At 37.1% G+C, this 23,980-nt stretch carries 37 protein-coding genes and 1 tRNA gene; 31 read left to right on the plus strand and 7 right to left on the minus strand.

From position 1 onward, the window contains the following. The first annotated feature begins 47 nt into the window (after window positions 1-47). Complete coding sequence (locus tag PP175_RS28060; protein ID WP_272443508.1) at window positions 48-338, plus strand: hypothetical protein; 291 nt, start codon at window positions 48-50, stop codon at window positions 336-338. Between the two features lie 213 nt (window positions 339-551). On the opposite strand, the gene PP175_RS28065 is transcribed toward PP175_RS28060, so the two are convergent. Further along, on the minus strand, window positions 552-779 hold the full coding sequence (locus PP175_RS28065; protein WP_272443509.1) for a helix-turn-helix domain-containing protein: 228 nt from the start codon (window positions 777-779) through the stop codon (window positions 552-554). Window positions 780-3,404: 2,625 nt separating this feature from the next. Here PP175_RS28065 and PP175_RS28070 point away from each other — a divergent pair. From PP175_RS28070 to PP175_RS28080, 3 genes are all read left to right on the plus strand, one after another. Further along, window positions 3,405-3,472, plus strand: a tRNA-OTHER gene (locus PP175_RS28070). Between the two features lie 61 nt (window positions 3,473-3,533). After that, on the plus strand, window positions 3,534-5,126 hold the full coding sequence (locus tag PP175_RS28075) for an RNA-binding protein (protein ID WP_272443510.1): 1,593 nt from the start codon (window positions 3,534-3,536) through the stop codon (window positions 5,124-5,126). Window positions 5,127-5,279: 153 nt separating this feature from the next. Continuing rightward, window positions 5,280-5,468 carry a hypothetical protein gene (locus PP175_RS28080; protein ID WP_272443511.1) on the plus strand — a complete coding sequence of 63 codons (189 nt, stop codon included), beginning with the start codon at window positions 5,280-5,282 and terminating at the stop codon, window positions 5,466-5,468. A 111-nt stretch (window positions 5,469-5,579) separates the two neighbouring features. Here PP175_RS28080 and PP175_RS28085 read toward each other — a convergent pair whose 3' ends face one another. After that, on the minus strand, window positions 5,580-6,725 hold the full coding sequence (locus PP175_RS28085) for a hypothetical protein (protein ID WP_272443512.1): 1,146 nt from the start codon (window positions 6,723-6,725) through the stop codon (window positions 5,580-5,582). Window positions 6,726-6,823: 98 nt separating this feature from the next. Further along, the gene (locus tag PP175_RS28090) at window positions 6,824-7,225 is read right to left on the minus strand and encodes an adenine nucleotide alpha hydrolase family protein (protein WP_272443513.1); all 402 of its coding nucleotides are present in this window, start codon (window positions 7,223-7,225) and stop codon (window positions 6,824-6,826) included. Window positions 7,226-7,400: 175 nt separating this feature from the next. Between PP175_RS28090 and PP175_RS28095 the strand changes: the two genes are divergently transcribed. Continuing rightward, window positions 7,401-7,733 (plus strand): hypothetical protein, encoded by a 333-nt coding sequence (locus PP175_RS28095; protein ID WP_272443514.1) that lies wholly within the window; start codon window positions 7,401-7,403, stop codon window positions 7,731-7,733. A 164-nt stretch (window positions 7,734-7,897) separates the two neighbouring features. On the opposite strand, the gene PP175_RS28100 is transcribed toward PP175_RS28095, so the two are convergent. Continuing rightward, window positions 7,898-8,464 (minus strand): zinc dependent phospholipase C family protein, encoded by a 567-nt coding sequence (locus PP175_RS28100; protein ID WP_334314231.1) that lies wholly within the window; start codon window positions 8,462-8,464, stop codon window positions 7,898-7,900. Window positions 8,465-9,090: 626 nt separating this feature from the next. After that, window positions 9,091-9,366, minus strand: coding sequence for a hypothetical protein (locus PP175_RS28105; protein WP_272443515.1), 276 nt, complete (start codon window positions 9,364-9,366; stop codon window positions 9,091-9,093). A 163-nt stretch (window positions 9,367-9,529) separates the two neighbouring features. Here PP175_RS28105 and PP175_RS28110 point away from each other — a divergent pair, with 163 nt between their 5' ends. From PP175_RS28110 to PP175_RS28140, 7 genes are all read left to right on the plus strand, one after another. Further along, entirely contained in the window at window positions 9,530-9,913 is a 384-nt protein-coding gene (locus tag PP175_RS28110) for a hypothetical protein (RefSeq protein ID WP_272443516.1), read from the plus strand. A gap of 21 nt (window positions 9,914-9,934) precedes the next feature. Further along, a complete protein-coding gene (locus tag PP175_RS28115; protein WP_272443517.1) occupies window positions 9,935-10,099 on the plus strand; it encodes a hypothetical protein in 165 nt (54 codons plus the stop codon). 32 nt (window positions 10,100-10,131) lie between these two features. Next, window positions 10,132-10,389, plus strand: a complete 258-nt coding sequence (locus tag PP175_RS28120; RefSeq protein ID WP_272443518.1) for a hypothetical protein — start codon at window positions 10,132-10,134, stop codon at window positions 10,387-10,389. Between the two features lie 19 nt (window positions 10,390-10,408). Then, window positions 10,409-10,639 (plus strand): hypothetical protein, encoded by a 231-nt coding sequence (locus PP175_RS28125; RefSeq protein WP_272443519.1) that lies wholly within the window; start codon window positions 10,409-10,411, stop codon window positions 10,637-10,639. 135 nt (window positions 10,640-10,774) lie between these two features. Next, window positions 10,775-11,398 carry a RecX family transcriptional regulator gene (locus PP175_RS28130; RefSeq protein WP_272443520.1) on the plus strand — a complete coding sequence of 208 codons (624 nt, stop codon included), beginning with the start codon at window positions 10,775-10,777 and terminating at the stop codon, window positions 11,396-11,398. Window positions 11,399-11,510: 112 nt separating this feature from the next. Continuing rightward, the gene (locus PP175_RS28135; RefSeq protein ID WP_272443521.1) at window positions 11,511-11,873 is read left to right on the plus strand and encodes a hypothetical protein; all 363 of its coding nucleotides are present in this window, start codon (window positions 11,511-11,513) and stop codon (window positions 11,871-11,873) included. 33 nt (window positions 11,874-11,906) lie between these two features. Continuing rightward, entirely contained in the window at window positions 11,907-12,122 is a 216-nt protein-coding gene (locus tag PP175_RS28140; protein ID WP_272443522.1) for a hypothetical protein, read from the plus strand. Between the two features lie 76 nt (window positions 12,123-12,198). Here the strand turns inward: PP175_RS28140 and PP175_RS28145 are convergent, their stop codons facing one another. Then, the gene (locus tag PP175_RS28145) at window positions 12,199-12,468 is read right to left on the minus strand and encodes a hypothetical protein (protein ID WP_272443523.1); all 270 of its coding nucleotides are present in this window, start codon (window positions 12,466-12,468) and stop codon (window positions 12,199-12,201) included. Between the two features lie 406 nt (window positions 12,469-12,874). Here PP175_RS28145 and PP175_RS28150 point away from each other — a divergent pair, with 406 nt between their 5' ends. From PP175_RS28150 to dcd, 11 genes are all read left to right on the plus strand, one after another. Next, complete coding sequence (locus tag PP175_RS28150; RefSeq protein ID WP_272443524.1) at window positions 12,875-13,621, plus strand: vWA domain-containing protein; 747 nt, start codon at window positions 12,875-12,877, stop codon at window positions 13,619-13,621. Between the two features lie 174 nt (window positions 13,622-13,795). Beyond that, a complete protein-coding gene (locus tag PP175_RS28155) occupies window positions 13,796-14,611 on the plus strand; it encodes a vWA domain-containing protein (protein ID WP_272443525.1) in 816 nt (271 codons plus the stop codon). Window positions 14,612-15,251: 640 nt separating this feature from the next. Continuing rightward, window positions 15,252-16,586, plus strand: a complete 1,335-nt coding sequence (locus PP175_RS28160) for a hypothetical protein (RefSeq protein WP_272443526.1) — start codon at window positions 15,252-15,254, stop codon at window positions 16,584-16,586. Window positions 16,587-16,876: 290 nt separating this feature from the next. Then, window positions 16,877-17,110, plus strand: a complete 234-nt coding sequence (locus PP175_RS28165) for a hypothetical protein (RefSeq protein WP_272443527.1) — start codon at window positions 16,877-16,879, stop codon at window positions 17,108-17,110. Between the two features lie 34 nt (window positions 17,111-17,144). Further along, a complete protein-coding gene (locus PP175_RS28170; RefSeq protein ID WP_272443528.1) occupies window positions 17,145-17,612 on the plus strand; it encodes an HAD domain-containing protein in 468 nt (155 codons plus the stop codon). A 302-nt stretch (window positions 17,613-17,914) separates the two neighbouring features. Beyond that, window positions 17,915-18,415 carry a protease complex subunit PrcB family protein gene (locus PP175_RS28175; protein ID WP_272443529.1) on the plus strand — a complete coding sequence of 167 codons (501 nt, stop codon included), beginning with the start codon at window positions 17,915-17,917 and terminating at the stop codon, window positions 18,413-18,415. A gap of 39 nt (window positions 18,416-18,454) precedes the next feature. After that, window positions 18,455-19,045 carry a class I SAM-dependent methyltransferase gene (locus PP175_RS28180; protein ID WP_272443530.1) on the plus strand — a complete coding sequence of 197 codons (591 nt, stop codon included), beginning with the start codon at window positions 18,455-18,457 and terminating at the stop codon, window positions 19,043-19,045. 26 nt (window positions 19,046-19,071) lie between these two features. Then, the gene (locus PP175_RS28185; RefSeq protein ID WP_272443531.1) at window positions 19,072-19,236 is read left to right on the plus strand and encodes a hypothetical protein; all 165 of its coding nucleotides are present in this window, start codon (window positions 19,072-19,074) and stop codon (window positions 19,234-19,236) included. 20 nt (window positions 19,237-19,256) lie between these two features. Next, window positions 19,257-19,538: a hypothetical protein gene (locus PP175_RS28190; RefSeq protein ID WP_272443533.1), complete on the plus strand. Its 282-nt coding sequence runs from the start codon at window positions 19,257-19,259 to the stop codon at window positions 19,536-19,538. 8 nt (window positions 19,539-19,546) lie between these two features. Further along, on the plus strand, window positions 19,547-19,966 hold the full coding sequence (locus tag PP175_RS28195; RefSeq protein WP_272443534.1) for a hypothetical protein: 420 nt from the start codon (window positions 19,547-19,549) through the stop codon (window positions 19,964-19,966). A gap of 38 nt (window positions 19,967-20,004) precedes the next feature. After that, a complete protein-coding gene (gene dcd / locus PP175_RS28200) occupies window positions 20,005-20,523 on the plus strand; it encodes a dCTP deaminase (protein ID WP_272443535.1) in 519 nt (172 codons plus the stop codon). Window positions 20,524-20,598: 75 nt separating this feature from the next. Here dcd and PP175_RS28205 read toward each other — a convergent pair whose 3' ends face one another. Next, complete coding sequence (locus PP175_RS28205) at window positions 20,599-21,297, minus strand: hypothetical protein (RefSeq protein WP_272443536.1); 699 nt, start codon at window positions 21,295-21,297, stop codon at window positions 20,599-20,601. A gap of 177 nt (window positions 21,298-21,474) precedes the next feature. Between PP175_RS28205 and PP175_RS28210 the strand changes: the two genes are divergently transcribed. From PP175_RS28210 to PP175_RS28245, 8 genes are all read left to right on the plus strand, one after another. Beyond that, window positions 21,475-21,750, plus strand: coding sequence for a hypothetical protein (locus tag PP175_RS28210; protein WP_272443537.1), 276 nt, complete (start codon window positions 21,475-21,477; stop codon window positions 21,748-21,750). Between the two features lie 2 nt (window positions 21,751-21,752). Further along, window positions 21,753-21,965 (plus strand): hypothetical protein, encoded by a 213-nt coding sequence (locus tag PP175_RS28215; protein WP_272443538.1) that lies wholly within the window; start codon window positions 21,753-21,755, stop codon window positions 21,963-21,965. After that, a complete protein-coding gene (locus PP175_RS28220; protein ID WP_272443539.1) occupies window positions 21,958-22,119 on the plus strand; it encodes a hypothetical protein in 162 nt (53 codons plus the stop codon). The genes PP175_RS28215 and PP175_RS28220 overlap by 8 nt, the downstream gene beginning before the upstream one ends. Before the next feature lie 36 nt (window positions 22,120-22,155). After that, complete coding sequence (locus PP175_RS28225) at window positions 22,156-22,317, plus strand: hypothetical protein (protein WP_272443540.1); 162 nt, start codon at window positions 22,156-22,158, stop codon at window positions 22,315-22,317. A 22-nt stretch (window positions 22,318-22,339) separates the two neighbouring features. After that, on the plus strand, window positions 22,340-22,636 hold the full coding sequence (locus PP175_RS28230) for a hypothetical protein (RefSeq protein ID WP_272443541.1): 297 nt from the start codon (window positions 22,340-22,342) through the stop codon (window positions 22,634-22,636). 87 nt (window positions 22,637-22,723) lie between these two features. Next, window positions 22,724-22,858 carry a hypothetical protein gene (locus tag PP175_RS28235; RefSeq protein ID WP_272443542.1) on the plus strand — a complete coding sequence of 45 codons (135 nt, stop codon included), beginning with the start codon at window positions 22,724-22,726 and terminating at the stop codon, window positions 22,856-22,858. 126 nt (window positions 22,859-22,984) lie between these two features. Further along, the gene (locus tag PP175_RS28240; protein ID WP_272443543.1) at window positions 22,985-23,209 is read left to right on the plus strand and encodes a hypothetical protein; all 225 of its coding nucleotides are present in this window, start codon (window positions 22,985-22,987) and stop codon (window positions 23,207-23,209) included. Between the two features lie 155 nt (window positions 23,210-23,364). After that, complete coding sequence (locus PP175_RS28245; RefSeq protein WP_272443545.1) at window positions 23,365-23,577, plus strand: hypothetical protein; 213 nt, start codon at window positions 23,365-23,367, stop codon at window positions 23,575-23,577. Window positions 23,578-23,980: the final 403 nt, after the last annotated feature.

A 23,980-nucleotide genomic window follows, 5' to 3' on the forward strand; every position in this document is an offset into this window, starting at 1 on the left:
AATAAAATCATATGAATTGAAAATCAACACAAAAGGAGGGGATTTTATTGAAAAGAATCACGGCATATTTAGTAAGTATTGGCGCACTTATGGCTTTGTTAAGTGGATGTTCCCAAACCCACTACCATGCCTATACACCACCCGTTCAGCATGTAATCGTTCATCATTCGCCTGTAGTTACGCATCATGTGGTTACGCAACACGTTGTGACGACACATATTGTAAGCAATCATGTTCGTTCCACACATCCTCTATTAGTCAAAGAGCATGGTGGTTCACATCATGCGGTTACGACGCATACTGTCACGACACATGTAACGACGAATCACCATTATTAATAGCTAAAACAAAGATAGAAAGTTCTTTTAGAACGAACCTATCTTTTTTTTACTTTTAATCAATATTTTTCAATGTGTATGAGCTTTTCTGGGCGAAAAATTCCAATTAAAAAAGATAGTAGGTTCTTATTGAAGGACTACTATCTTAGATTATGTTGGTATCTCTTTTGAATAGGGTTTCATCGAAGAGTCACCTCTGTTTTGTTTTAGACATTATAGGTCTGAATGAATGGATTTGTAATCAATGCTGATTAATTGGTCTAGCGTACAATTGAGGGCTAAACAAATTTTAAGTAAATTTCTTAATTGAATGGTATCAATATCTTCGTTATTATCCAAGTTACTGATGATTTTCCATGATACATTTGCACGTCTTCCGAGTTCTCTCAATGTTTTAATCCCACTATGCGCCATTAAAATACGTAAATTCGATTGAATCAAAGGTTTACCTCCTTTCTATAGAACATCAAGGAATATTGACATTCCTTTTGTTATATAATACCATACCTATACTATAATATCAATTATAGTTGACATTTATACCTTATAATTGATATTCGACAACTATAAAACAATTTTTTCAGAATGTATCGGAATATAAAAAGAGAGACTCGTATATGATAGTTTTATAAAGTTGTCAATTGTAATTGAAGTAAAGCAAATTATATTTGACAATAGTCAATATGAATGTTATATTGTTTATAAGGAAAACGAAAAGGTGCTGAAAAGACTACATTACAAGAGATGTTGTTTTACGTCTTTTCCATTTTCCTTTGTTTTATAAAAAGTGTTCCTTCCCATTAGGCGGATGCCAGCAGTAAGCAAGGAGGTAGAAGCCGAATAAAGGGGTTGAGTGGATGCCAGTTTGAAAAAGAGGTAGAAGCTCATAGAGAACATGCTTTATTTCTGTAAGAGGTGCTGTTAAGACTACATTATAGTGAAAGCTTAATTTAAAAAACATTGCAAAACCTTCAAATTTGGCTCTTACCATATTAGAGCCACCCATAACGTCTTAACCCTTTTCCTTTACAGAACCCTTTGGGGTGTATACAAGACTACATTTTATTCAAATACCTAAACTCTCTAAGAGAGTCATTGTCTTGTACCACTTTTCCCTAAAGTATGTATTCACCTTTTGAGGTGCTGATAAGACTACATTTTGACAACACTATTCAAGATTCAAGCGGTAGCTAAAGTCTACCAACATTCCTACGGTAGCGAAAGGCTACCAGCCACAGCTACACATTTTACGTCTTATCGCCTTTTCCTTCAAAAGTAAATTCTGATGGGGTGCTTGAAAGATTACATTCTAAAAGAGATGAATTTTGACAAAAGCAGAGGTGATTCCTATAAACCTTCCTGAACAGCGAAAGGTCGGCAGAAGGCTTGGAAGATTGCCACCGATTGCGGAATAAACTCATAAATTAATCTTTCGCCTACTTCCCTATGAAAATGGGGTGCTTGAAAGATTACATTACAAGTGGAAATTTAAACTACAGAATGAATCATGAGTACCATCGCAATATCTGTTTTAATTTGGTGTTTCACCACCATAAAGGGTGACCGATAAAGTTGGTGTTTCACCACCATGAAGGGTGAGTTATAAAGGGGCTGTTTCATAACCTTATTAAGGGAATGTCTACAGTCCTTACGAGCCATACGAGCTAAAAACGTATCTTTCAGACCCTTTCCCCATCAGAGCCTTTCGGGGTGCTAGTAAGACTACATTCATCCTATTATGAATTTCTTACTTTTACCTCACAGAACAATGAAGTGTAATTGAATAGTATCGGGCTAGGTGAAGGGCTTCTGCCCACTAGCCCGCTTATACTGCAGACCAACGGTCGTTTCGCCAAATAGTTGACATTTGATTTCAAAATCACATTTCCTGCCTTACACGACGATGTAAGCCACGAATACCTTAACAAATGTCTTACACCTCTTCCCCGAAAGGAACATGAAACACAAAATGAATTAACATGAATGACACACCTGTACCATTGCGTACCGCAGAATGGACTGCATCTGATTTCCTCGTGAAGAGGCGTAATTTTCCTCTATAAGCCTGTGGGTGGAGTTGAAAGCTTGCCAACGCTTAAACAACACAGGCAAAAACTTGATACAGGGCGTGGACAAAAGTAGGTCAACGCTATGGCAAGTGCGAACCTTCCCTGTATGCGCCGCCCCCGAAGTGTTAAGACCCTGAAAAACTAATGATGAATTCTCTTAGTACTAGATTGGGCGTGGACTCGTGAAAGGAGTAAGAGGTTATACGGGGCATTTTTGTCTTCGCCCAGGAGGACGTTAAAAAAAGCTGGGAGTGAGTCAAAAGGGAAGGGTGAAACTCCCTATTAACACCATAGGGTCGCCATCATCCTAAGTCCTTGTTGGGTGCTTCCCAGACGAGTTGGTGTACTTTGTTACGTAGTTGCAACGCAGAGTCAACGCTAACTTGGAGGACGAACGAAGGCTAAGGGAAAACCTCAACCCGATGGCAAAAGACGTAGATATACAGCCATCTACGTTTTCACACTCAATTTGGGATTCGTTCTGAATTTGAAGGGCAAGAACCTGTCAAAGAATCAGGCTATAAAGGACTAGTGCCTGTTATAGTAAGAATCCCATCACATTTTTGTCGGGAGTCCGACACAATTTCATAATCGTGGGGTGCTGTTAAGACTACATTCTTATCAAATACTTTGAGGAAAAAACAAGGCTTTGCGCCATTGCCAGATGGTTGGAGCTTAAAGAAAAACCGTTGTCTTAACCCCTTTTCCCTACTTTCTTCTGATAATCAACGTTGAGGTGCTAGAAAGACTACATTAAAAACATTGACCAATTAAACGATATTTCGTTATTCAATTTTTTGAGTAGCTAGAAAGCAGAAATAACCCCTTGAAGACCTTCTGGCAAAATCACTAGGTCGGAGCATAAAAGGTCTTTCTCCTTTTCCTCATTTTTGATTATCTTACATAGAGAGGGTAGAACATCACGTTTTATCCTTTTTATTTTCCCTTTTCGATTTTGACTATAAACATAAACAAAAGAAATTAGCTTAAAGATTATGAGAGAATAGTTCAATGAGTAGAACAGTTGGTTGTCAAAGGGCATGGGTGCGAATCCCGTTTCTCTCATACCAACATTTAACATGTTTCATTCCAAACACTATCAAAAATTAAAGGAGATGTTGAGACGATGAAAACCATTGAAAAAGTACAACAAATGAATTCGAATAAAATCGTAACCTATGAAGGAGGTGTAGGGTATCAAACAACATTTCGTGAGACGATTGCGGAGTTCTTCTCATTAGGGCTTTTAGAAGGGAACTTCTATCAATCTTCTGCTGACGTTCTCAAAAATGCAAAGGATATCTTTGAACGGGCATTGAAAGAAGAGCCAGAGTTCGCTACGAAGAGTGCCATTTACGGAAACAATGTTAACTCGTTGAAACTGGTTCCTTCTGTTTGGTTGTTGTATTTATCTACACTGGAAGACAAAACACTCTTTAAAAAGGCGTTTCCACGCATTATCCAAAACCCTAAAATGCTCCATGATTTTCTGGAGATGGCACGTAAGGGCGGAGTTCGGGACGGTGTGGGACGAGGCGTAAAGAAAGTCATCAATAAATGGCTTGTTGCCAAACTCAATGAGTACCAGGTATCTCGCAATAAAGGCAAATTGTCAGAAGTGATTAAGGTAACAAGACCTGACAGTAAGAAGGAAAGCGAAGAATTCCAAGCCTTTATGCAGTACCTTGCTAAAGACGCTCTTACTTTTCCAAGAGCAGTTGGCTTAAAATCGGTGATTGAAAAGCTAGAACAAGGCATCGTGGACGATGAAACCTTGTCTCTAGTTGAACAGCACCGTCTGCAGTTGGAAGAGTTGAAACACTCGACCAAAAACCTGTCTGATGAAGGCAAACAAGCTCTCTATGCTCAAATGTATAAAGGTTTGAATTACTCTGCGCTCATTTTGAATCTGGTTGCATTGGAACGTGTATTTGCCACGGAAACTACAACCGTTAACAAATTGCGTCGAGTAAATGGTCAGTACAATTATTATAAGCAACAGCTTGTGGTGGAAACCGACATTCCTGATGCTGTCATCGAAATGGTCGTGGAAAAAATCAACGATGTTAAGGCTTATCGCAAGTCCAACATGTTGCCTTTTGCACTCATTACGGCAGAACGCATGGTTGTAACGCCAGCCTTTAAATCGGCTCTAGGCAATGTACTGAAACAGGTGGCAAGCGAAGCCTTCTCTATTGATAAATCTATCAATCTGAAGGTGGCTGTTGATACGTCTTCTTCAATGAATTCGCAGGTAACGGATTCCTTGTCTTGCGTTGAGTTGGCGACTCTCTTTGGTGCAATGGTGAAGAAAGCACATGCGAAATCTGAAGTGTACGCCGTAGCATCTCAAATCAAAAAAGTGCCTATTCGCAAACAGGACGAATTGTTCGATATGGCGCATCAAATAGAAGAAACCAAAGTGGGAGCGGGTACATTATTTGAACAGATTATGCGTGAATATAAAGGAGAGAAGTACATTATCCTGTTTACGGATTCTGAAAGTGCGGATGACCTAGAACGGGTTTGGTTGAAAGCGAAAAAACCAAAAGATGCGAAACTCATTGTTTGGCAGTTACAAGCCTACCAAACACGCATTTCCAAAGACCCGTCAGTCGTTTATCTTGCTGGATATTCTGACCGTCTCATGGGATTGGTTAAGAACATCATTGAAGGCAAAGCGGGACAGATTGAGGAAATCGAGAACGTGGAGCTTTAATAACATAGGGAGAGACTCTCTCCCTGTTTTTATAGAAAAAATTATAGTGATGGAAGAATAAAATGACTGAAGAATACTTATTAGATGGGAAAAACATCGGATTAATTATTTGAATAACGATTCTTTCTAAAAGAAAAGTGAGGTGAATTACGGATGCTGTTTTATATTGTTGTGATTGCGTTAATTGTATCCTTAATCGTATTTAGCCATTCTGCCATACAATTATCAACAGCAGATGGTGTGATAACCAATCGAGGGAGGGTCATCAATTGCTTAATCATTAGCCTGATGTGTTCTGGTATATCCCTCTTTGCAGTTGTTTACCTGTTCTTTGTTCTTTAACCATGAATACAAAGTAAAAAGAAGCAGTCAATCATGGTTCAGTGAGTCGATTATGTTAATCAGCCTTTAGGAAGTCGGATAAGAAAAGGAGAAAGGATTATCGTCTCTTTTTTATACGTCTCTTTTTGTACCTGATAAAATCTTTCGAATATCCCTGTGTTTCGCAAAATCATCGACGTGCGCATACATCCATGAAGCCATTTTTTCGATGCTTTCTCTTTTGCTTGTCGCTAAACGCAGGACTGTCCATAGTCTTCCGTTTTTATTGTGTCGCATTTCGCCTAAATAAAGTGGAACACCGATTTGTTTTTGTACGATGCGTTGTAATTCTTTAAGAAATAATTCTGTGCCATAAAAAGTTAACGAAATTTGAATATAAGAATATCCTCTTACAACGGCAGAGTGTGTATAACAGCTTCCTTTCCCTTCGTAATAACCCAAAAGAAAACTACAATAAAATTTCTCTTTTAATTGAGTAGGAAACACGCTGTTCTTGTTTTTTTCATAAGCCAATCCGTGCGATTTAAGCACTTCATACATATGTTTGTTCAGGATACGTAACCTTGCGATATGTGTCTCGTTTTCTTGCAAAATAGAAATGGGTTTATCAAAAGCAATTTTTTCTCGAAATCGTTCCAATGTCTCTTTGTCTTTATAGGCTAAAGCTAAAGTAGATTCAAAACCATTCACTGATTTGGATAAAAATCCAGTCCCAAACCAGACCCCAAGCCAATAGGCTTTTTCGTGTGTATCGATATGGTCAAGATAATGAGGATTTTCTGTTTTATATGTTTGCGAGGTTTCGGCGTATTCTCGCATATCCACTTTATTTTCGATGTGCTTATGTATGGTTTGCGGATAGGTATTATACTTATCTGCAATTTCTTTTAAGGACATGCCATTTTTATAAAGCTCTATCCAGGTAGGTATTTCTTTTTCAAAAGGAGAAGTTTGCCCCTTTTTCTTTAATTCCACTCCTGCTTTTCTCAAATATTTCGAGACGGTATTGGGAGTAACCCCATATTTTTCTCCAATCGCATTGATAGACATCTCACTTTCCGTATATAATTTCACCCATTCATCAACATGACGGGCGTTTTGTTGTTTGGGGCGTGGGGTGACGACGCCTCTAAGAACCGTCTGAACCGTGGAATAGGCCACGCCTTCTTGTTTTCCAATTTCGGTAAAAGAAAGTCCTGATTCATATAAATTTTTCCATTCCTCTTTTTTATGTAGGTATTTGGATTGTCTCTTCACATATTTCACACCTTCTAGATTTCTCTTTTATTAGTATCGCCTAAAAAAGAGAGCTTTAACAGCACAAAAAAAGGTAGGAAGCGAAAAGATACGCCTACCTATCTGATTTGAACAGCAATATTGTAATCGCTTTCTTTAGGAATATCAACAATGCAAAACTGAATGTCATCCACGAAAGACTGTTGCAATTGGTTTGTTTTACTTTTTGTTTTCGTGATGTCGCTGGCTTTGCCTAGAACAACGGTGTCAATTTCGTGTTCTTTTACATAGCTCTTGATAGCATCAACAACGTTGTTGGATTTTATAATGCCAAAACTTGCGTTGTACTCTCTGCATACGTTGTATAAATAATCAATATGTTGAGGGAACCGAGAAAAATCTTGATTGGTGACGTGGAGGACAAAAAGTTCCCCTGGCTCCTTTTGTTGTAATTTAAGTCCCATGTTTATCAAAACGGGAACCGTTTCTTTATTGGCAACGCAAACCAAAATATTTGCCATAGAATCCTTCCTTTCCTCATTCATTTTAATGGAAGACAAGCATAGGCGGTAAGAGGGTAAATGCTCAAAGTTACGACGGGTAGAACCAGATAATCTTACTAAATCATATGCATCCTTCGTATAATGCAATAACTTAACTATCCAATAAGAAATGTATGAAGGAGGAATTTACTGTATGCAAAACATGATAACAATGAAATCCATCTTGAAAGAACGAATCAATAGTATCGAGAAATTCCAGGAAAAAATGAAAGAAGACCTAAAAGGGTTACAACCCATAGAGAGCGATGTAGATGAACAGTTTGCAAAGAATACCCTAGCCTTTAAAAATGAGGCGGAAAAAGCCTTGGTTTTCATGGAGGACTATTTGAAAGAACTGGTTGCCTTCATTCAGAAGGGTGCGTTTTCGTTTGAAGTCTACAAACGAGAGCTAGGAAGTCTTGATAATCGCTTTTATGAAACCATGCAGTCCATTCAAAAGATTGAACAGGAATTGCAATCGAAATAAGCAAAAGCTATTTACTCTCAATAGAACCTTTTCTATTTTATCAGACGCAACGTAAAAACAATGTAGAATGATGATGTAGAACTCTGACAAAAATACGAAAAGACGAGTCCTAGTTTACATGAGGAACCCGTCTTTTTTTTTAGGCAGTTTGATGGATTGGTTTGTCATTTGAGAAAATGGCAGTAAGGATAACTGAAAACGATTCGTATACATACACTTACGGCATACATAATATCTCGTTTAACATTCTGTTTTTGCTCGTATTCAGAGAGGGCTTCTTGTAAGAAGCGTTCAATATCAACAAAACTTTTCCCTGATAGAACAGGTAAAGGTACGGGTTCAATTTTCGGAAGTTGTTTGGCAAGTTTATGAAGGGATGATTCGTAGCGAATATGAGAGAACATGCCGTGTTTGAATGGACATCGTTGAGTATGGGTGAAACAGAAGAAGTCAGTTAGAAAGTGACAAATGATACCCAATTCACTTTCAATATGCCGTCGCTTCCGTTCGTCTTGTAAACAATGAGGATGTAGCTTCATCAACCGAACAATTCTTTCGGTTAGAAAACTAAAACTATCCTCTTTTTCATGTTTTCGTAGGGCAAGCGAAGGAACAATATCAGGTTTAATACTTCCCCAAGAGAACGTAGCCATATTTAGCTCGTAATGGAGATGCGTTTTGATATGAGAATGTATATGGTAAGCCAATAATCTGTGTGTTTGCGTAAACAAAGGTTGAAACCGTCCTTTCTTTTTTATTTGTATGTATTTAGTATATGTTTAAGCTGTTCCAACTATAATCCGTTCATATTTATCAAACAAGGGTAGAACGACAGGCGGTTATACGAACTATACACCCGTATAAAATATAGTAAATTGATGACTAACGACTTATTCTATCCGTTGTTTTTCCGTTCCCCAAGCGGATTAACCAAAAGGATAGGCAGATGATTAGTTGAGATTTATTTTATCGGGATTCAACCTTTCTTTATGCCCCCAACATAAAGGAATGAGAAGGAACGATAATCGAGGGTGTACGTTCAATGCTATTTTCTCAAAAAATAGTAGAAGAATAAAACCCCACTGGAATGCTCCTTCTATCATTTATCCCCCCAAAAGAATAGAGAGTGTTCTTTTCTAAAACCTATGGGTATTCGTTCCCCAAACGATAATCATAGGAAACAATATTTACTAAAAAACATGTGGACATGCTTCCCCAAAGCACGTACACATCAGCAGTACAGTTGAAACACCTGAAACTAGAAGCTCGGCCAAGCCTATAGTTTTAAGGTGTTTTTTCTTTTGGTACGGTATGTAGGGAAAATCCCCCTTTTAGAGTAGGAGAGATTTTCGTCTTTTCACCATTTCAATTGTATGCTATACGTCTTTGTTCCGTTAATCGGGCTAATACCCACTTCGTATTCGACGATATATCCTAAAGACTCAAAGTATTCAATAACGTCAGCGATGTTTATATCGTCGTCGTTTTTCCTTATCACAAAGTAATCTTCGAGTGTTCGCAAGCCTGTTTTAGCGTTACTTTTAATTCCGCTCTCTAAAGAATAAATCACGCTAGATACCCTTTCGTTGCTATTGTATAGGCTGATTCGTGCCGCTTCTTTTGCATCTATCATTATCTTCACTCCTTGTTCTGTTGTAATCAAGCTACTCCTTTTACCAACGCTTGTTTTATACAGACTAAACATAATAAACAAAAAACATGTAAAAAATAATTTACAATATATATAAATAATGATATAATAAATTTATAGAAAACGCAAGAGAAGAGGTATCCAGATGAAAACAATCAATCCTAATTTGTCTAATGTCTTTATCGATATCGACAATACAATAACCAGAGATTTAGGAGCGACATTCATCGAGAATGCTCTCCAATCCATAAAAGAAATCAGCACAAAAGCAAATGTATTCATTTGGTCGCAGGGTGGATTGGCTTACGCCTTAGAGATTGTAGAGAAGGCAAAGATTCAAGAATTTGTATGCTGTGTGATTCCAAAACCAGATTTGATGATAGATGACCTTTCTCCAGACAAATGGTGCGGCATTATTACCATCCAGAATAAACCGCAAACGGGTTGGCAAGATGTACAGGCTGTTATGAATCAATTGGATGGAGACTGGATAGAAGATGGGTTTGTATTAAGAGCAACAAAAAGGTAAGAAATGAATGGGGAGTTGAAAATGAAAAAGCTGACTTATAACTTATTAATCGATGAAATTCATCATGCTAACAATGTGCCGAAAGAAACCCTAGAAACCTTACCTGTATCCACGATTATTGATATCTACCATAATCTGTTTGGCACAAATGGCGTTTATCCGCAAACGTTCTATGTGAATGAATAGGAACAATGGAACTATGAAAGGGGTAAGAGAAGATGATTTGGAAAGAAATTCGAAATGATTATCGAGAGGACGTTGAAGGTGAAGGAATCGATGGGGTTGTGATTTGCATTGATGCCTGGAAAACTCACAATGGCAACGAAGCTGGAACGGTTATTGCAAAAGTGATACGCAATCACGTAGGGGAAATTTCTGTTGACTACATAGACAATCGAGCGGAAACCGATTCCTATGCTCAAGAAATCATTAAGGATAGTATCAACGAATTAAAAGAGGAATTGGTAGCCTATTAGCGGAAGCGAGGAGACAAACGTGGCTATAAAACGGAAAAGGCTCTTGAAGAAGTGGGCAAACATTGTGGTGGATAGTGAACTTACCTATCGAGGACGAAGATACTGGTTGAAGGGTAATCAACATTTTGTAACCTATCAGGATGGATGTTATTATATTGATACAACGCCTGTACTCCGCACTGTAGCGAGAGATACCATTCTTCACCGTTATTATGGTGTAAAACGAGTTAAGCATAGTTATTTTTCGTAATCGTATAAGCATCTGGAAGGAACAAGGTGTTTGGACTCGAAGTAAGTAAGTCCAATTATCATACAGTCGAAGTCGAGCTTACGCTCGGCTTTTGTGTTAAATAAAAAGAATCATCTTTGGAAGTGAGAAAAAAACATGAAAAAAATAACCAAGATAGAACAACAAAAGCGACACAAAAATCGCTACAACATCTACCTCGATGACACATTTGCCTTTGGGGTTGATGAAGATGTGTTGATTAAATTCTCTTTATCTACTGGTAAGGGGCTTGAGGATGCCTTCATAGAGGATGTCCTAATGGGAGAAGAGATAACAAAAGCCTTTAACTATGCGGTAAATCTTCTTTCTTTTCGTTCCAGAAGCAAGGGTGAGCTTAACACCAAAATGAAGCAAAAAGGTTATGAACCAAACATCATGGATAAGGCAATTGAGAAACTTGTCTATTATGGATACTTAAATGACTATGACTTTTCCAAACAACTGGTACACGACAGACAAAAGTTTAAAAAAGCAGGAAAGAATCTCTTAAAACAAGAGCTTTATCACAAAGGTGTCGATAAAGAAGTCATTGAGCAGGTACTTCAAGAGAGTGTAAACGAAGAGGAAGAATATCAACAAGCTTATGAGTTAACGGAAAAGAAAGCTAAGTCTTTATCCAATGATGATAGAAATGCCAAGTATCGTAAATTAACGGGTCTACTTGCTCGAAAGGGATATTCCTTTGATATTATTTCGAAGGTTATCAAAGAAGTGTTATAGCGAATGCAAGCCATAAAGGAGTATTAGAAAACGGAGAACAAATACACAGTTATTTCAAAGAATAACTTAAGAAATAAGGATAACAAGCCAAATAAAAAAGGAGAGGAACGCATTGGCTACAATAAAACTAACGGTTCTCCAACTTCTAAACTTAGGGTTGTGGGAAAAGGTATGTGAATATAAGGGATGGAGTCCTTGGATTTTCAATGAGGGAAGAATTCGAGAGGATGAACTTGTGGAATTTGATGATGAATTTAAGAGGGAAGAAGAACGAAATGAAGAATATGAGATTGGTGATAAATTTGAAAGTAACACCATGAAATGTGAAATTGTTGCCAAGGTTAAGCATAAAAACAAAGAAGAGTATGTTTATCTGGTAAAAGTAAGTGAAACAGGAGAGGAAGATGTCGAATACAAAGTGTTTGATGAATTCTCTTTTAGTATATATGAAAAGCTAAGTGAAAAAAGAATGTAGAACCTGGTTATCATCTAAAGAGGAGTGTTATAGATGTCTGTCTCTTATCTTCTAGCCTGCCATACCTGCAAAGAGAAGATGGATTTGTCTCGATACGTTGATTCATTTGTGGAAAAGAAGTTGGTAGAATGGGGGATGTCCTTACATGAAGGTCATCATATTTCCATCCATGCTGACACCTCTTCAAATTTCACAAAAGAAAAGGAAGAACAAATCAAATTATACAAGGATATAACCGTTAGGGAGTAATCCAAACAAATAAGTTTGAATAAAAAAAACCACAGGACCATTAAAATCCTGTGTTTTTTTTTATTTTTTTGACCTACTATAACAATTCTAGAATCTCTTCTATTGTATCAGGAAGAGGAGCTATAACCTGGTTTCCTCCATTTAATTCAGGGAGTGACCCATCGGCATACTGATTTGTTACTTCTCCTGTTTCGTAATAAAGGATTCCGTTTCTTAAATCTGTTGGTCGAACGGTAATAGATAAGGTTTTTTGTTCGATGATATTTTTCTTTTCGTCATCAATCAAATGAATGCTTGTGCGGGAATTAATCCCAAAAGGTCCATACACCTTGTATTGTTTATTCAACCTTTTTGCCAATTCTTCCGCAATAGGAACAAGGATTTTGTCTATCCATGATACGTGAGTAGCTTTGCTAAACTCCTGTTTGCGAAGTTTTTCTATTTGTTTTTCTAACTTTTTATTTCCGCTTCTTTCTTATAAATTCTGTTTCTAATTGCCTTCTTTTAGCGTCTTTTTCGCTAGATTCCTTTAGATAATTCTCAACATATTGATTCATCATTATCCCATCCTTTTGAATTTTTTCGACTTTAAATCGTTTTTATGTAAAACCCTGTTTTGTGTGATTTCTATTATTATAAAGAGTTGTTGAGGAAACATTCCTTTTTCAGAACTACCAAATATTTTTGACTAAAGTCAACAAAAATGATATCATAAACAACGAGATTAGCATTAATGATAAGGAGTGAAATCGTTGGGATTATTTGACCGATTTATGAAAGGAAATCAGCCTCAACAAGAAGGAGCAGGCGGAATCAACATATCAAAAGAGCAAGCTATACAAACGCTAAACTTACGAAAAGAAGCTTTTTCAATTTGTTTGGAAAAAAAATCTTTGGATTTAATCGCTAGAGTAGGGGTAGCAATGGATGATTCAGGTTCGATGGAAAAGTTATTTAAGAATGGGACGGTTCAGACCACGGTAGAACGCTTTTTACCTGTAGCTCTTCGTTTGGATGATAATAGGGAACTCGACATTTGGCTTTTCTCAGAGGGTTATAAACGGCTCCCATCTATTACGGAAAGGGATTTTTATGATTACGTGAATCGAGAAGTTATGAGCAAAGCCTCCTGGGGCGGAACCAATTATGCCCCGATTATTCGAGACATTGTTAAAAAATATGCGGTTGAGGAGCCTTCTCCTGTTCCGACATTCATCATTTTTGTTACGGATGGTGAGAATTGGGACAAGGAGGAAGCGAAAAGGGCGATTACCGAAGCCTCTAAGCACAATATCTTCTTTCAATTTGTCGGGATTGGACGAGAAAGCTTTCAATTTCTACAAAAATTGGATGATTTAGAGGGGCGTTATATCGATAATGCAGACTTCTTCAAAATTGAAGATATCAATAGCCTATCCGATGAACGTTTGTATGATATGCTTATGACCGAATATCCGTCATGGGAAAAAGAAGCAAGACGTGTAGGATTGGTTCGATAACAAGTAGTAAAAGACCTGTCGTGTGATGGGTCTTTTTATGTTTTTCAATTAAGATGAAAGTATAATATTTTTTATTGACTATAGTCTAAATTAATGGTATGATAAATTCAAGTCAACAGAGTAGGACTTCATTTTACATATCCTGCTCGACTAGTTTAAAGGAGTGATAGCCTATTGGGAATCTTTGATTTTTTTAAGAAGAAAGCACCAGAAAAAGCACCGCCTCCGCTTGGCTCCACTTATTCACCACCACCACCAGCAAATGTCGCACCCAACTATCCGAATGCGCCAGTAAACACAAGAAAAGAGGAAGCTATTCAAACACTTAGTTTGCGAAAAGAAACATTCGCGCTTTCTCTTCGAAAAAAATCAATGGAAAATGTTATTGCTAGAATAGCCGTGGCGATGGATAAGTCGGGTTCTATGAAAAAGTTATATAAGGATGGAACGGTTCAAAGTGTAGTGGAACGATTACTTCCTGTAGCTGTTCGTTTGGATGATAATGGAGAACTGGATATGTGGCTCTTCGCTGACAACGCCAAACGTTTACAGTCTATTTCGGAACAAGATTTCTTTGATTATGTGAAGAGAGAAATCTTGAATAATCCCGCTAACGATTTTTGGGGCGGTACAGATTACGCTCCTGTCATTCATGACATTGTGCAGAAGTATGTACGGGAAGAACCCTCCAATGTTCCGACATTTGTCATATTCATTACCGATGGTGAAAATTACGATAAGGAAGAGGCAAAACAAGCCATTATTCAGGCATCCCATCACAATATCTTCTTCCAATTCATTGGGATTGGAGACGAAGACTTCAACTTCTTAAAAACCCTCGATACAATGGGTGGACGTTATATCGATAACGCCAACTTCTTTGAAATTCAAAATGTAAATCTAGTCTCTGATGACGAATTGTATGACCTGCTTCTGAATGAGTACCCCTCTTGGGAACGAGAAGCAAAACGTGTAGGTTTACTCCAATAGAATTTTATAAATTCAAAAGAGAAGTAGGGAAAATACCGACGACATGTAGGAGTGTCTAGGGGATGATAACAAAAGTGAAGAACTATTAAAGGCCCAGATTTTAAAAAGGTGATTCATTTCAAAGGCTGGACATAGCAAAGGTAGGAAATGAACAAGGTAAGAAATTAAACAGGTAAAGAATGTGTAACAGGAAGAACGTTTTAACAGGTTAGATACTAAACAAGTACAGACCTCAAACAGGGAAGAGCAGACAAACTAAGGTCTGCTCTTTTTACTGTTATAAGATAATCCCCTTTCACGTATATTCTTAATAAGAAAGAATTCTTTCAAGCGTTATAAGGAGATAATCGTATCCCTTGCTGATAATTTACAGGTACAAGAACTGTGCTGTATAAAATCAGACCAAACCATAACTCCGTATATCCTTATAATGAATGGAACAAGCCTGATTCAATTTTTTGAATCAGGTTTTTTGTACGTTAAAAAACCTTGTTGTAGAGAGAAAGAACCGTGTGCTATAATCTCTTTATTGACTATAGACAAAAGTAATATAAAAATTGACTAAAATATTTCCATATAGATTGTACCGCTCCTATCGTTTCAACGTGAATCATACAACATAAGGAAGGAGGGCGGGAAGGTGAGCCATGCATTACAGGACATAACCGAAACCACGGGCTTGTTTTATTACATGACCATGAAGAATTTTGAGCGGCAGATTCAGCAGAAAAGTAACAAGAAATACCGCAAAATGGACAGTCTTGAAAAAAGGTTGTTGCATGAGCAAATAAAAGAAAAAATGACGGACATTTTTAGTTTTGAAAAAATGAGAAGTTCTATTTGCTATAAGAGTCTTCAAATTAACAATTATGAAGATTTGTTTCGCTATTTTTCACAAGCTGATTTGTTTGCTTTTATTAAGGGAGTAGATTCCTTAGACCGTTTTTTCCCGTGTGGTTTAATTGATGGTCATTATGCATGGATAAGTAAAAGCAATACGGGTCATTTTCGCTATTTCTCAAAGGGAAAGGACAGCCCTACGATAGGATTTGACCTAATAGATTTGCTGGAAATTTACTACGGAACTTCTACTTCGCTTACGATTCAAAATGCGGTAAGCGACTTTCAAATCAAATTTATGGAGGATGTCTGGATGGACAGTCAAAATAAAAAATACCTTGAAAACCTTACATTCATTCATGGAGCAAAAAATAGGATACAAGGGGCGTATCCTTTTTTATACGATTACATTGTCGGGCATATTAAAGTATTGGAGACCATCAATGTCATTGCAAATATCAACATCAAGAATCAAGCCTATAGTTATCATGGACAAAATATCTTCTTCGCTTCGAATTCGTATATTGCGAATTTCTTGGGCAACTATACCCTGTCTACAACAAATAAAGTCATTAATTTGTTTGCGGTGCTAGGGTTGATTAAGAAACTACCCGAAAAAGACATCCCATCAGAGCTTCTTAAGGAATCAAAAACCATTGCAGATGAACGAAGTTTGGGCAACATTATCTCCTACTACATCATTCCACCAATGTCTGAAGTATTGGAGTATGCCAATGACCAGGCAAAAATTCTTTATGAAAACAACGTGAAATACTCGAACATCAGTAAGGCGAAAATCGCCTTTGTATTTGGAGATGCCTTTGCACAATCGATTTATGTACAAGAAGTACAGAAGAATAAAAAGAAAAAAGCCGAAGTATCACCGATTCTGCATAAAAAGTTAGAGAAAACATTAAATGAAATCCTTTGTGACAAAGGTTATGTCACAAAAAAAATGGTAGCAAAGAAATACATTCCAAAGACCAGCTTGGGTGAAAGAGAAAAGGAATTGGATAAAATATGGAAGAGTCTTTTGGTGCGGTTTAATCTTTCTTACGTAAAACCAACCAATGCTTTAAAAGAACGGTTCGGATTAACAAACAGTGAATATATTGCGGTTAAGAAATCGTCTTAACCCCTTGATATAACAGGGTTAAACCCACTCTGTAACTTTCGGAAAACATAAACCTATATATTCCCGTAAAAAACAAATGTTTTAACGGAACGATGAGGGTTCTGCGGCTTCCTTTTTCAAAAAAACTAGCATTGAAATATTCTGAAGGGCTTCTTCTTTCATCATAAACAAATCCTTAAAATCGTAACCTACAGGCTAAAGTAATTTGTAAGAAGCCGTTCCCCTACATACAATCTATTAGAGCAAATAAATAGGTGGATTAAATATCTACTTTATCAGGAGAAATCAAAATGCCTAAAACCATGAACAGTAAGGAATTCAGTACGTTTATGAAACAAATGAAAAACAAGTGTGTGATTAACTATGTTGTACCGTCGATACACGTCAATTCCAGTTTGATTACTCAAATTGTCGTTCATTTGTATGGTGGAGAAGTAAAAGAATTTCATATAAGGGATGGCGAAGATAGCAAATCCTTAAAAGAACAAGTTGAAACCTTTTTTGGGATTTCTTTAGACGAGTAAGACGATTCCAATACAAATGTAAAGGATGCTAGGTATGAATCTTATTTTTTTAGATATTGATGGTGTCATGAATCATCGTGAACACTATGTTCGTAGCAAATATCATACGCTTCAAGAATTTTGCCCAGTAGCCGTGAAGAACTTGAAACAAATCATTAAGGTATGCGACGCTAAGATAGTTCTATCTTCGACATGGCGTAAGTTTGGCACAACGAAAACACTGAGAAAGCTTATTTTCTCACAATATGGCTTGCAACAATATCTGATTGGCAAAACTCCAGTCCTTCAAAACGAGCCTAGAGGAAAGGAAATCCAATTATACCTGAGACGGTTAAGGAAACCTACAGCCAACTTTATCATTATTGATGATGATGATGATATGGAGGAATTCTTACCACATCTTGTCCAAACCAGCTTTTTTGATAAGGGGTTAAATGAGGCAAAACGAGATGAAGCCATTGCCTTATTACGTACACATGTAGAAGGGGAGGTTTTGACATGAAAGCGAAAGTACTTCAGTACTTTGCTGCTAAAGGTGGTGATTTTGATGTCTATCATCTAAGTGATAAACATTTTGAGATAAACAGATGTGGTTGTAAATAAAATCAGTTAATAAGTGAATAACCCTTATAGGTATAGAAAGGCATGGACACGAAACCATGCTTTTATTTTTTGTTGTCAGGTGATTTAAAGAACCTTGACCATAAAACAGGCGAGAATCTAACAACTGATATTGATTATTGTCGATAAAATATATATAATAATTTATAGACAATCATAAATGAAGTTGGGAGGATTCATCATTTGAATATCAAAAGTAACAAAATAGCTATAGCCATTATTTTAGTTCTCATTGTGGGGATTGGATGCTTTTTATATTTCTCAAAACCAAAACCAATCCCAAAGGTTCCACCAAAACCTGTTAAATTTGAGATTCTGGATAGTAGTGTAAAACTTGCACCAGAAGTAGAGAAATGGATGAAATCTAATGAGAAAAAACAGGGCTTTTACACCGTCAAAACTTCTAAAGAAGTGTTTGTCCTTTTATCAGGCGGTGTAAGAAACACAACGGGATATGGAATTAGCTTAAATGCCGAAAAAGAAACAACAGACGGTATCGAACTGCAGTATGAAGTGGTTGCACCCAATAAAAATCAAAAAGTGGTCAGCAAACAAACCAATCCACACATGCTTCTACGCTTTGAGACCACAACGAAGCCGATTACAGGCAAAATCGTTCCGTTAGCCGCAATTCAACCAGCCGTCAATGGAAAATCCAATTCTGCAGATAAGGGAGTAAAATAGGACATAATTTTTATGTCCTATTTTCTTAGAGAACTACTAATGGTTATTCAGGTAGAAAATACTGCGATTCGTACAGGGATTTCAAAAAGTGCAATGCGATTAGAGAGGGATTGTGTAATTGGCGATAAAATCCTAGATTACGGAGCAGGCAAACTCCGCAACAGCCTCTATTTAGTTTCTAAAGGGCATCATGTGTCGATACTGGACACACCCTTGCAAATACAAAGACAACACCAACAGGAACTCGAATCGATTAAGTCCATCTTTACAGCAGAATCATATCTCCCTCAAGCTTACTTTGATAGCGTGCTTTGCAGTTTTGTTTTAAATGTTATCCCCGAACAACGAAAGAGAAACGAGATACTAGAAAAGATTCATAATTCGTTAAAACCTGGTGGACGCCTGTACTTAGAAGTACGAAAGAAAAATGGGATACTTAAAACAAAATACAAAGAACCCTATACTGATGGGTTTGTGATAGGTCGTTATCAAGTGAAAACTTTTCAAAGACCTTTTGAAAAAGAGGAAGTTAAACGTCTTGTAGAAAATCATCTTTTCTTAATTCGAGATGCATATTCCTTATCCGATAGTGTATTGGTGGTTGCTGAGAAAAGGGGGGATAGGGAGTGAAGATTATATGTGATTGAGGTAATGAAATGACATTTAATCCAATAGACGATAAAACAGGCAAAGAACATCAAACAGATGAAAGGGGTCAATATGTTACAAAAGATTATGCGAAATTTAGCTTTTGGGCAGAGCATGATGAAGCGGGTATGACATGTGAAAAGTGTAAAAAAGCGATATGGTATTTTGCGTAGTCGTGGAGAGGAGCGTTAATATGAAATTTGGACAAATGAGTTTGCCTCGTGTATCTGCGAATGCGGATTATATTCAGTTAGATATTTGCGGTTTGAATAAAGAACAAACCTTATCACGATTTCTTTCGTATGAAACCAATCTTCCCGTTATCCTGCATGGGGATTGGACGAAAAAGGGTGCTAGTGAAAACAATATCGCACAGCGAAAACAGGAATACGTAACGATTATACAGACTCTTCTTAAACATACCAGCGTGTTGGGCTTTACGATGCACCCCCTTTCAGAAAGAAAATGTCTTTAGAAGAGTTTTTGTTTCACTGCAAGGACATTGAACAACAAACAGACATCTCTGTGTTCATTGAAAATCGAAGCAACGAAAAAATTTGGTTATCCAATCCAGAAGAAATCATCGAGTTTAGTACCAAACATCTTATGACCATCGATTTCGCTCAATTGTTCATTTCATGTGGTTTTAATCAGGATGTTTTTCGTCGAACATTAGAAAAGATTCAATGGCGTAATATAAAAGAACTTCATGTAGCCAATATCAAAAGAGATGGCAACCGAACCTATGTGGCAAGAAAATTAGATGATGGTATGTTGAGGTTACAGGATTTGACCTCACATTTTGAATATGTACCCTACGCCACACTGGAAATATTGGGAGGCGTGCCGACTTTCGAAGACCAGGTAGAACAGCTACGTTCTTATTTTCGTGAGGGCTGTTGACATAAAATAAAGGATTAAGAAAAGGAGGAGATACACGAATGATTCTTTCTGGATTAGAAATCAAAAAAAGATTGGGTAAAGAGATATTCATCGACCCCTTTAATGAAAAGCAGGTAAATCCAAATAGTTACAACTTAAAACTGCACAACGAGCTTTTGGTTTACGACGAAGTGGTGTTGGATATGAAGAAAGAGAACCAGACCAGAAAAATTGTTATTCCAGAGGAGGGAATCGTCTTGATGCCTGGTGTGTTGTATCTCGGACGCACAGTTGAGCATACCAGAACGGAAAATCTGGTTCCCATGCTGGAAGGAAGAAGCTCTGTTGGACGACTCGGCATCGCTATCCATGCCACGGCAGGATTCGGAGACAATGGCTTTTCGGGTTACTGGACATTGGAAATATTTGTGATTCAGCCTGTCCGTATTTACCCGTATGTAGAGATTGGTCAAATTTACTACCATGAGATTGAGGGTGAAAGCGAAAAATACACCAGTGGGAAGTATCAGGGAAACCAAGGAATTCAAGGAAGCATGCTATACAAAGATTTTCAATAAGCGTTCACGGACGCTTATTTTTTATGTATAAAAAAAGAAAGCGACCTTTTAAGTATCCCTTTCTTTTACAATTTGTTATTGAACCTGAATTTGTAACTCGTTCGTATCCATTTTAAGCTTCGCCTTCAAGTCATCACTGATTTTAAATTTAATGGTGGTGTTGGATGGGATATCTTTAAATGAATAAGTAAGTGTTGAGTTAATGTCTCCCAAGTTCTGATTGTCATCGTGTTTGATATCAGTGGATTCAAAGGATAGGGATGAAGGTAAGTCGGTTTGGATTTTACCCTGCTTACTCATTTCATCAGGAAGAATCGTGTATTTAACTCTTTGCTCATTCAATTGAAGAGTAAAACTTTTGTCGGTTAAGGATAAAATGCCGTTTTTCGGAAAGTCTACATTGTTTACAGACAGCGTGTATGTCCATTCTTTGTCGATGTATGTTTTCATTTTATCTGATGAAAAGGTAGCGGTGAAATCTTTTACATAACTTCTGTAGTATTCCACTTCGTCCGTTAAGGCTTTAATTTGCTTATCCTGGTCATCAAGAGTTTGTTTCATGGTTGCCACCTGAGAGGCGGTTAGTTGAATTGCTGGAGTTTGTACGTTATTGGTAGACTTGCCTGTGTTCGCCTGAATTTGTTGTTTTTGCACTTGCTGTTGCGCTTGGACATTTGGTTGGGCTTGCTGGTCAACACTGTTTTGCGCACATCCTGTTAAAAGCAATCCACTAAGAAGACCCATCGCAAGAAACGTTTTTTTCTTCTTTTTCATGATTGATATTCCTCCGTTTTAAATGTTTTATTCTTATGTTTTATGCTTCTATTTAGTAATTGATAAAACAACGAAGGTTGATGGGGTCTAATGTGTTTTTATGTAAAAAATAATTGACTAAATTGAATATAAAAGATACAATCAATAAGAGATTAGTTAGAGGGGAGCGTGAATCAAATGGATGACAAAAATGAAGAGCGCAACACGAACGAACAGGAAGAAAAAATTAAGAATCTAGAACAACTTTTATACATATATCGAAGAGGATTAATTCTGCTTTCGCAAACAACGGAGCGGGAAGTGGAGCAGTTTCTTGGTTATTCCTATGAAAAATATATGCAACAAGTCGCACTCAAACATTTAGAACTAGGAAAACCATTTGAAGTCATTGAGCATGAAACGGACGGCGTCTCTTTGCTGAAAGAATTCATTGAAGAAGCCAAGGTTGAGTAAACATGTCTAAAAAAACGGTGGCAAAGAAATATCCTTATTACCAAAAATTAGGTAAATACAAGGATGAATTTGGTTTTGTTGTGATTGACCTAATCATTATACGGAGCGAAGGACAGGAAAAAGCAAGTAGTATCCAATATGAAAACATTTGGGAACTGTATACAAACCCTAATTGGCTTGATAGTAAGAAAAAAGGAGAGATAAATTGTGGATGATAAAGCATTAGAAAGAAAAGTGAAGGAGTTTTTAAAAAGTAATTTAACCATTGAAACGCAAAAGGTTGGTGGGGAGTACGAGTCTAAATCCTATACGAAATTAGAATTGAAGTTGGGTGAAGAAGTCATATCCACCACTTATCTAGATGATTAAAAGACATAAAGTTAGTTAAAGGAGCACTTGTTAATCGTGGACTTTAAAGATAATTCAAGGGCGAGTCGTATGATAGAAAATATGAAAAATCTTATCGTACTAATCGAAGAAAGTATGGTAACGACTGAAGATACATCGCATTTGGTGAACAAATTAGCCAATCAAGCGAATGAACTAAAGAAGTTAGCTCATAAATAGCTGTAATAAAGGAGGTGGACTAATGGCTTCGGAAAATTGGAGTAAAAAATACCATCAAATACGTAAGGATGTTTCTTACATTGAAAAAACGTATGGACAGGTCTATGATTTCTGCGGGGCTTGGTGTAACAATCAAATGTTTCAGAAGTTACTGGATTCGCCCAACTTAAAAACTGCAGTTAACCTGTATAAAGATATGATTTATTACTATTTTTCAATAGGCTATGAAGGAGCGGGTACACCTCGGAAACTACCTGAAAATGATAAAAAGCTCCGAAAGATAAAAGAAAGGTGGCTGATTGATAGAATGAATTATTAGGGCTAAAGATGCGTGATGAAAGAAGGGATTTGGTTCTTTTAATCGATTTTTTTACCATATATTTCATACACAAAGGAGTTTTTTACTATGTTAATAAAAGCAGAACTGATGGATGGGGAAAAAGTTATTGCTTATTTCGTTACGAATGCAAATGCCGAACTAGCCATAAACGGAGAAATTTTTGAGGTCGTTTCGTGGGGAGAGGCGAACAACCCCCTTTAAAGCAAATTTTTTGCCGACGTATCCGTAAAATGGGATGGGTGCTCTCATTTCCGCTTTTATGGGGAGACTTATAAAGAAGGTGAGACTGGCTCCATCGAGAATCAAGAAGGTCAAGCAGATGAAGGCATGTCGGCTTACTATCATCTTTGTGGAACAGACAGCTATTTATCCTTTATGAGAAACATGCAATTTGCCTATGAAGTTATGCTTCAAGTTGTTGGGGAAAGTGTACTTGAAGAGGAATTAAAGGACTATGAGAAAATCAAACAACTCAACTTACTAAAAGGATTTGAGATTCGGTTTAATGAGTCTGAATCCAAAACGGATAAGATAACAATAAAGCAATATTAATTAAGAGAGAGGGATGCTATAACGATGGTATTCCTCTTTTTTTGTACTAACCTAAATAGTGACGAGTAAGCAACTTTTTTGTGATTAGTAAGACAACTTGAGCAATACAATGAAGGGAAAGAATACCATGACACTCTAAAGGAGGAATTAGCGTAATGAACCCGTTGCAAAGAGCCATTAAGAAACAGATTGAAGAAAACTGTAAGAAAGGCGTGTATGGTGAACAATTCAATCCAGAACTTCAAAAAGAAATCAAATTAAAAGCAGAAGAACTCGCCATTTTAACTACTGAAGATGAAGAATTAATGCAAGCCATAGACTTTGCTATTGAAGAATCCATTCGTGTGATGCTCATACGTAAGGAATAGCGTTGTTGCCCCATGTTCAATTTCATTGAAGTGGGGTTTTTCTATGAGAATTTTTGCAAGCAAAATACCCCGCACTCTTATGTTGAGAGGCAGGGCATCTATGTATGTACGATTATTTTCAAGAGGTATCATCCTTTAGAAAAAGAGTTTAACCAAAAAAGCTACAGCAACACCCGCAACAATATAGAGAACGTCTCCTGGAATATCTTTTACAAAGCCTTTAGTAAATGTGCGCATTTCCTTTTCTCCTTCCTTATTTTTTCCCCCCGCATCACGAGTCTTTCGTTAGATATGTCCTGTTACCAGATACTTCAACACCATCGCAACGATAATTCCGCTTCCAACCCAAGTGGCTTCTGCAATCCAATTTTCTTTGATGTCTTTGAAAAAAGCTTTCATGTCT

The organism is Aneurinibacillus sp. Ricciae_BoGa-3 (assembly GCF_028421645.1).
Lineage (GTDB): Bacteria > Bacillota > Bacilli > Aneurinibacillales > Aneurinibacillaceae > Aneurinibacillus_B.

What these genes read in the sequence shown, in the direction of transcription:
- PP175_RS28075 (WP_272443510.1), top strand. Translation starts at nt 3,534, where the DNA reads ATGAAAACCATTGAAAAAGTACAACAAATGAATTCGAATAAAATCGTA.
- PP175_RS28080 (WP_272443511.1), top strand. Translation starts at nt 5,280, where the DNA reads ATGCTGTTTTATATTGTTGTGATTGCGTTAATTGTATCCTTAATCGTA.
- PP175_RS28090 (WP_272443513.1), bottom strand. Translation starts at nt 7,225, where the DNA reads ATGGCAAATATTTTGGTTTGCGTTGCCAATAAAGAAACGGTTCCCGTT.
- PP175_RS28095 (WP_272443514.1), top strand. Translation starts at nt 7,401, where the DNA reads ATGCAAAACATGATAACAATGAAATCCATCTTGAAAGAACGAATCAAT.
- PP175_RS28105 (WP_272443515.1), bottom strand. Translation starts at nt 9,366, where the DNA reads ATGATAGATGCAAAAGAAGCGGCACGAATCAGCCTATACAATAGCAAC.
- PP175_RS28110 (WP_272443516.1), top strand. Translation starts at nt 9,530, where the DNA reads ATGAAAACAATCAATCCTAATTTGTCTAATGTCTTTATCGATATCGAC.
- PP175_RS28115 (WP_272443517.1), top strand. Translation starts at nt 9,935, where the DNA reads ATGAAAAAGCTGACTTATAACTTATTAATCGATGAAATTCATCATGCT.
- PP175_RS28120 (WP_272443518.1), top strand. Translation starts at nt 10,132, where the DNA reads ATGATTTGGAAAGAAATTCGAAATGATTATCGAGAGGACGTTGAAGGT.
- PP175_RS28130 (WP_272443520.1), top strand. Translation starts at nt 10,775, where the DNA reads ATGAAAAAAATAACCAAGATAGAACAACAAAAGCGACACAAAAATCGC.
- PP175_RS28140 (WP_272443522.1), top strand. Translation starts at nt 11,907, where the DNA reads ATGTCTGTCTCTTATCTTCTAGCCTGCCATACCTGCAAAGAGAAGATG.
- PP175_RS28165 (WP_272443527.1), top strand. Translation starts at nt 16,877, where the DNA reads ATGCCTAAAACCATGAACAGTAAGGAATTCAGTACGTTTATGAAACAA.
- PP175_RS28170 (WP_272443528.1), top strand. Translation starts at nt 17,145, where the DNA reads ATGAATCTTATTTTTTTAGATATTGATGGTGTCATGAATCATCGTGAA.
- PP175_RS28180 (WP_272443530.1), top strand. Translation starts at nt 18,455, where the DNA reads ATGGTTATTCAGGTAGAAAATACTGCGATTCGTACAGGGATTTCAAAA.
- PP175_RS28185 (WP_272443531.1), top strand. Translation starts at nt 19,072, where the DNA reads ATGACATTTAATCCAATAGACGATAAAACAGGCAAAGAACATCAAACA.
- PP175_RS28190 (WP_272443533.1), top strand. Translation starts at nt 19,257, where the DNA reads ATGAAATTTGGACAAATGAGTTTGCCTCGTGTATCTGCGAATGCGGAT.
- dcd (WP_272443535.1), top strand. Translation starts at nt 20,005, where the DNA reads ATGATTCTTTCTGGATTAGAAATCAAAAAAAGATTGGGTAAAGAGATA.
- PP175_RS28205 (WP_272443536.1), bottom strand. Translation starts at nt 21,297, where the DNA reads ATGAAAAAGAAGAAAAAAACGTTTCTTGCGATGGGTCTTCTTAGTGGA.
- PP175_RS28210 (WP_272443537.1), top strand. Translation starts at nt 21,475, where the DNA reads ATGGATGACAAAAATGAAGAGCGCAACACGAACGAACAGGAAGAAAAA.
- PP175_RS28215 (WP_272443538.1), top strand. Translation starts at nt 21,753, where the DNA reads ATGTCTAAAAAAACGGTGGCAAAGAAATATCCTTATTACCAAAAATTA.
- PP175_RS28230 (WP_272443541.1), top strand. Translation starts at nt 22,340, where the DNA reads ATGGCTTCGGAAAATTGGAGTAAAAAATACCATCAAATACGTAAGGAT.
- PP175_RS28235 (WP_272443542.1), top strand. Translation starts at nt 22,724, where the DNA reads ATGTTAATAAAAGCAGAACTGATGGATGGGGAAAAAGTTATTGCTTAT.
- PP175_RS28240 (WP_272443543.1), top strand. Translation starts at nt 22,985, where the DNA reads ATGTCGGCTTACTATCATCTTTGTGGAACAGACAGCTATTTATCCTTT.
- PP175_RS28245 (WP_272443545.1), top strand. Translation starts at nt 23,365, where the DNA reads ATGAACCCGTTGCAAAGAGCCATTAAGAAACAGATTGAAGAAAACTGT.